The organism is Robinsoniella sp., from assembly GCF_034124845.1.
Window position 1 is genome coordinate 1 of record NZ_JAWYAJ010000269.1, and the last position, 5,824, is coordinate 5,824.

3 protein-coding genes and 1 pseudogene are annotated in these 5,824 nt (G+C 40.9%); 3 read left to right on the top strand and 1 reads right to left on the bottom strand.

The annotated features are described in order from the left end of the window. On the top strand, positions 1-413 hold a 413-nt coding region (locus tag ACH2DQ_RS13265), incomplete at its 5' end, for a C40 family peptidase (protein WP_395027043.1). An 838-nt stretch (positions 414-1,251) separates the two neighbouring features. Here the strand turns inward: ACH2DQ_RS13265 and ACH2DQ_RS13270 are convergent. Then, complete coding sequence (locus ACH2DQ_RS13270; protein WP_394911841.1) at positions 1,252-2,238, bottom strand: linear amide C-N hydrolase; 987 nt, start codon at positions 2,236-2,238, stop codon at positions 1,252-1,254. A 298-nt stretch (positions 2,239-2,536) separates the two neighbouring features. On the opposite strand from ACH2DQ_RS13270, the pseudogene ACH2DQ_RS13275 reads away from it, so the two are divergent. Both ACH2DQ_RS13275 and ACH2DQ_RS13280 read left to right on the top strand, forming a co-directional pair. Further along, a pseudogene (locus tag ACH2DQ_RS13275) lies at positions 2,537-2,833 on the top strand (ABC transporter permease); the annotation flags it as partial. Between the two features lie 149 nt (positions 2,834-2,982). Next, positions 2,983-5,824 (top strand): TrmO family methyltransferase (locus ACH2DQ_RS13280; protein WP_395027045.1); only part of this gene is annotated, 2,842 nt, incomplete at its 3' end.

Below are 5,824 nucleotides of genomic sequence, written 5' to 3' on the forward strand. Positions count from 1 at the left end.
TATGCAGATTTGCAATTAATTATCTGGGAACCCCCTTTGTTCTGGGTGGTACATCGTTGATTTATGGAACCGATTGCTCGAAAATTGTCAAATACGCATATGAATTAGGAGGCGGCAAATATAGTGTATCGGCACCTGGAGGCAGAACCAGTATTTATCCCCATACAGATTCACTTTTAAGTTATGGCGTTCAAATACCCAAAAATCAGCTGCAGGCCGGAGATCTCATATTGTATAAAGATAATGATCCCTGTTGGGGACCGGTTGGACATGTAGGTATCTACATAGGGAATGGATTTATCATAAATGAATCCGGACATTACGGAGAAATTTACCCCTCAGGCGGAATTCGGATTTCACGTATTAACTATGGTAACCGCGTTGCTTATATGTATCGCAATATTTTAGATTAAATAATGGATATGAAATGCAGACTCAAGGGATATTAAATTCAAGCTCAATCGAACAGCTCATGAGTGGAATGAATACATAATGGCGCAAACTTAGAAAGATATTGTTAGGATAATAAGCATTATTTTCTTAAGTTAGCTGATTTAGCACGAAAGTAGAAATTACAATATTTGCACAGTATATATATGTAAATACCAATGCATTTATTGTGTTTACGCTCTAGTTAAGCGGAAAAATTAGTATTTGTCCGCGTAACTGGTGGGTAAGGCTATCTTAGCTGCATACATAATTTTCGATCTCTTTCATAAGCAAATTCAATTTCATGCCAATCATAAATTTATGATAATTAGATGCTTATTTTATAAACGAATCGTTTTTTATATCCTGTAAATCACTCTTCTAATATTTATATGAACTTTATATTTATTTTTCATATAACCAAGTTAAATTAACTTCATAATATTTTACACTTCATATTATTTTACACTTCATATTATTTTACGTAGCTTACTAAATGTTTTTGGCAGATAGAATTCGATTGGCTCCCATCAGATATTAAGCGGACAATGCCGGATCATGAGGTGTGAAATCCTAATGGATTTGGATTTCGGAACAAATACCTGCGTACCGCCTAAAAGCGCTTCAGCATCTCATTACCCTATTATTTTACATTTAGGCAGCCTATATTTCCAAAACACCATAATTTATAAAAACCAGCATTTCAGTTTACATAATTATATTATGTAAACTAAGTACTGGTTTTATTCTCAATATCCAAGAAAAATATTTATATCTCAAAAACACCTCTCCTACATGATACGAAAACATCTGTTAAGAATCTCAGTTACATGTACCGGCAGGCATTAATTTCCCCAGGGACACCGGTTCCTTACCACTAATCTCATCACTGTGCATCTCTGCCCTCATAATTTGACAATTGTAATAGGTTTTGTAAAAATATTCGCCGGTATTGACATTCATAAATGCTGTATATTGTGTAAAATCATCGGTTCCACGATGTGTAGTGACAATTCCTTTTGGTATCGAGACACCTTCCAATATATGAAAAGCGGTGATGACTGCTTCTCTCCTGCTGGATGGAGTTGGCACATGGCTTTTTTGAAAGGATGTCCTGACAAATCTGGATGGCGGCGAGTAATCTCCAGGTAAACCAATCGTGCCACTACCCTGCCCGAATGGCGATAATTCTACATCCCCCCACTTTTCATTTTCTGATTGGTTTGGGGATAGATTCATGAAATTGCGAAGATTGGTCATGTGCCAATTAAAATCGGGACTATTGGAAAGTACGCCGATTGGATTATCATATAGATGAAGTCCGCTCTTCGTACTTTCAATTACCATGGATTTTCCACTTTTGTCTGTAACCATCCAGTGAAGCGGTGCTATAGAATTCGTTAAGGAATCTTCCACTCCAATGATTGTAATCCTTTTCATCAGCGATTTTGCCTGCGAAACATTCGCACACATACCTAACAAAAAATTCACCAATTCGATGGCTGCAATGGAAATTTTGTTCGTATTGGGATAATCAACTGCTTCATAATAGGCATATCCCGGAAAATATAGTACAGCCGCGGCAAATCCCATCTCATTTACCCCGTCTACAAAAATCAAACCAGAGATATCCTGTCCGATTCCCATAAAACTATATTGATTAAATATTTTAGCTGATCTTTTGTTGTTGCTCCATACATAATTTCGGGGCACAATATAAAGCTCCGGATCTAATGGAAAAGAAAAATCCATTGTTCTGCCAAAAAAAGTTTCACCTTCCGTAGTTTGCAGTGTCATAGCTGTGCACATATGGCCCCCCTCTTTTCATAGTTTCCTGGTAATAAACTCTCATAAATACCTATTAATCAAATTCTATAAATATACCAGGTTATTCACATATTCTTTTGTAACTCCCTTCTATCTTGATATAATAAACTCATAAATTAAAAGGCTTGCTATATAACCAATCACTAAACGCTATTAATTTAAAAATAGATAATATTATTTTTATAAATCATAGTACTGCATATAGTTTACATAATTATGTTACGTAAACTATATGCAGTAACTATCCATCTAAAGTCCTTTTACAAAAGTTTCAGCCTTTGGAACTTGCATGGCATTTTTATTTCGTCAGGAAATGCAGGTCAATCTGTTTGCCGCCTGTTTTACAGTCTTGTTATCCCTCCTGGGAGGAACATTTATTGCTTTGGAAAAAATGCCGCCCATGCTGCAGAAAATCAGTGTAATCAGCCCGATCCGCTGGTTTATCCACACTGTAAATGGCATGGTACAGGGGCAGTCATGGTTACAGGGAACCCAGTCCGTGCTGATACTGTCATTGTTTATTGCAGCTCTTTTTATCATGGCTGCAATCCGAAACCGGGCTTATTTACGGCAATAAATAGCGGTGAAAAGCTTACGCTTGACTCTCACATGATGTGAGGGTATAAGGTAGAAGCATTCCACCAGAGACCCAGAGAGTCTGAAACTTGCTTTCTGACCACTGTGCGTCATATTTTGCGTGAATCCAAATGAAACCGGAGGAGAAAAATGACTAAAAATAACACAGGATACCTTATCACCCCTATCGGAACTCTTTATAAAGAAAACGGGAAACAACGGATTGCCCTGGAAAGCGAATATCGCAAGGGTCTGAAATTAATTTCCCAATTCAGCCACATCATTATCATCTACAAACCGCTTCATACTCCAGCAAATGTGATCCCTTCCTGCCTCTCACAGAAAGCAGTGAAGATTTATGAAGCAGATGAAAAAACCGGCATCCTTACCATTGATGGTTCTCACATCGAGGAGGAAGTTCTGGAGTTATATGATATCAAGGCTTACTTCCCAAATGAAGATTGTGTCAAAGATTGTTTTACACCACATTACCCAGGTAAACCGGAATCCCCAGGCATTTTGGCATACAATGGTTTTCTGCCGCTTGGTACCATCCATAAGGAAAAGGGTGACTACTTTCTGGAAATACCGGAGCATTTTCATGACTACGCCGCTCTTTTAGAGGGGTATTCCCATATAAAAATCTGCTGGTGGTTTGACAAATTTGACAAACCGGTTTACCGCAGAACCCTGGACTGCCAGCCTCCTTATGAAAATGCACCCAGAACCGGTGTATTCGCATCCCGCTCTCCGGTTCGTCCCAATCCCATCGCCTTAACTACCGCCCGCATCTTATCCATAGAGGAAGCGCAAGGCAGGATTAAAGTATCCCAACTGGATTGCTTTGACAAAACTCCTTTTTTGGGTTTTAGCCTGTATCATCCAGAGGCAGACCGGGTGGAGGACTGCCGTCTGCCAGAATGGTTAGCCCATTGGCCGAAGTGGCTGGATGACAGAGGTTTTGAAAAGACCGGAAAGGTGCATATCGGGGCATCCTCCGTTGAAATTCTGAAAAAATACAAGGATAATCAAAATACAGAAACAGCTCCTGATCCTGCTGATATTTTCCTCACTTCCGACGATGAGAATAGGGAAACACATGCCGATGGAATTGTCATAAAAGGGGCAAGACAAAATAATCTGAAAAATATTGATGTAACCATCCCCTATGGAAAAATTACCGTCATGACCGGAGTGAGCGGAAGCGGGAAATCAAGTCTTGCTTTTGATACCATATTTGCAGAAAGCCAGCAGCGCTTCTTTGAAAGCATGTCCCTTTCTGAACGCGCTTCGTTTAAACTGATGGATAAGCCTAAATTTGACCAGATTACCGGCCTTCCGCCTGCCATCGCCATATCACAGCGGAATATAAACAGAAATCCCAGATCCACGGTTGGCACCATGAGCGATATGTATGATCTTCTTCGGTCTTTATTTGCTAATATCGGCGTCCGGCACTGTCCGGAATGCGGACAAGCCATTGAACCCCTTACCGCCTTTGAGATAATCCGCCTTCTGCAAAACTGTACCCCCGGAACTGTTCAGGAAGTACGTCCAATTCATTCTGATTCTGCATTTGATACATTCATCGTACCTGAATTGGACTCAGAAGATATGAACAGTACCGATTCATATTACAGCCGGTTAAAATCTTCTGTTGAAAAAGCATTAAAAACAGGCAGCGGGGCTATCACGGTGACGCTTGCTTATCCCGGCAATCCACCCGATGAGCTGCACTTTCAGACCACACAAATGTGCTATCACTGCGACCATGTTCTCTTTGAATTAACCCCTGCCAGCTTCAGTTTCAATAACCCCGAAAGCATGTGTCCCGTATGCAAAGGTCTTGGACGAACCATGGAGCCAGATGTCCATAAGATCATTACCAATCCTGAATTATCCTTATTAGATGGTGCTTCTCCATTTTGGGGCAATCTGCGCAAATTCATGAAATCTCCCAATGCCAACTGGATGAAGGGAGAAGTGCTTGCACTTGCTATGGATGAGCATATAGATCTGGAACTCCCCTGGAAAGACCTTCCTGAGGCATTTAGAGAAAAAGCATTGTTTGGCGCAGGGGAAAAAGAGGTTTCTTTCACCTATGAAAACCGGAATGGAAGAAACGGAACGATTACACGCAAGGTAGAAGGTGCATACCATATCATTCACCGGCTGCTTCAATCCAGCTCTCAGGATACGGCAAAACAAATCGAAGAAACCTATATGACAGCTAAAACCTGTGATTCCTGTAATGGAGAAAGACTTTTTGCAGAAAGCCGGATGGTTACCATTGCAGATACCCGGTTTCCGGATGTGGTTCAAATGTCTCTGGAAGAACTGAGAAACTGGATTACGGCATTACCAGACAGACTGGAACCTGTAAAAATGAATTTAGTATTTCCAATCCTAAAAACAATGCACAAACGGTTATCTGATTATATCAGCGCGGGACTTTCCTATTTAACCTTAGACCGCCCAGCGCCAACCTTATCCGGCGGAGAACTGCAGCGGCTGCTGCTGGTCACACAGCTGAGCAGCGGAATATCCAATATACTGTATATCTTAGACGAACCCACAACAGGACTGCATCCCAAAGATACTCATAAGCTTTTAACTCTCATAAAGAAACTAAGGGATCTGGGAAACACAGTCATCATAGTGGAACATGGCATACAGGTGATGCTTGCAGCCGATAAAATTATTGATATCGGTCCTTCAGCGGGGGAAGCAGGTGGATATATCACTGCGCAGGGCACTCCAAAAGAGCTGATGCAAAATAGGGCGTCGGAAACAGGCGCTTACCTCTCCGGTAAAAAACTGGTAAGCATACCGGGAAGAACTCCTGCTATTGCAGAAGATAAATGGGTCTGTCTGGAAGGAGTGAACGGGAATAACCTGAAGAATATCAGTATTTCATTTCCGGTACTTGCTATTACCTGCATTACAGGAGTCAGCGGATCCGGTAAAAGTACCTTAGTGGATCAGGGTATTC

Excerpts from the sequence above, each read along its gene's own strand:
- ACH2DQ_RS13270 (WP_394911841.1), bottom strand. The coding sequence starts at position 2,238 with ATGTGCACAGCTATGACACTGCAAACTACGGAAGGTGAAACTTTTTTT.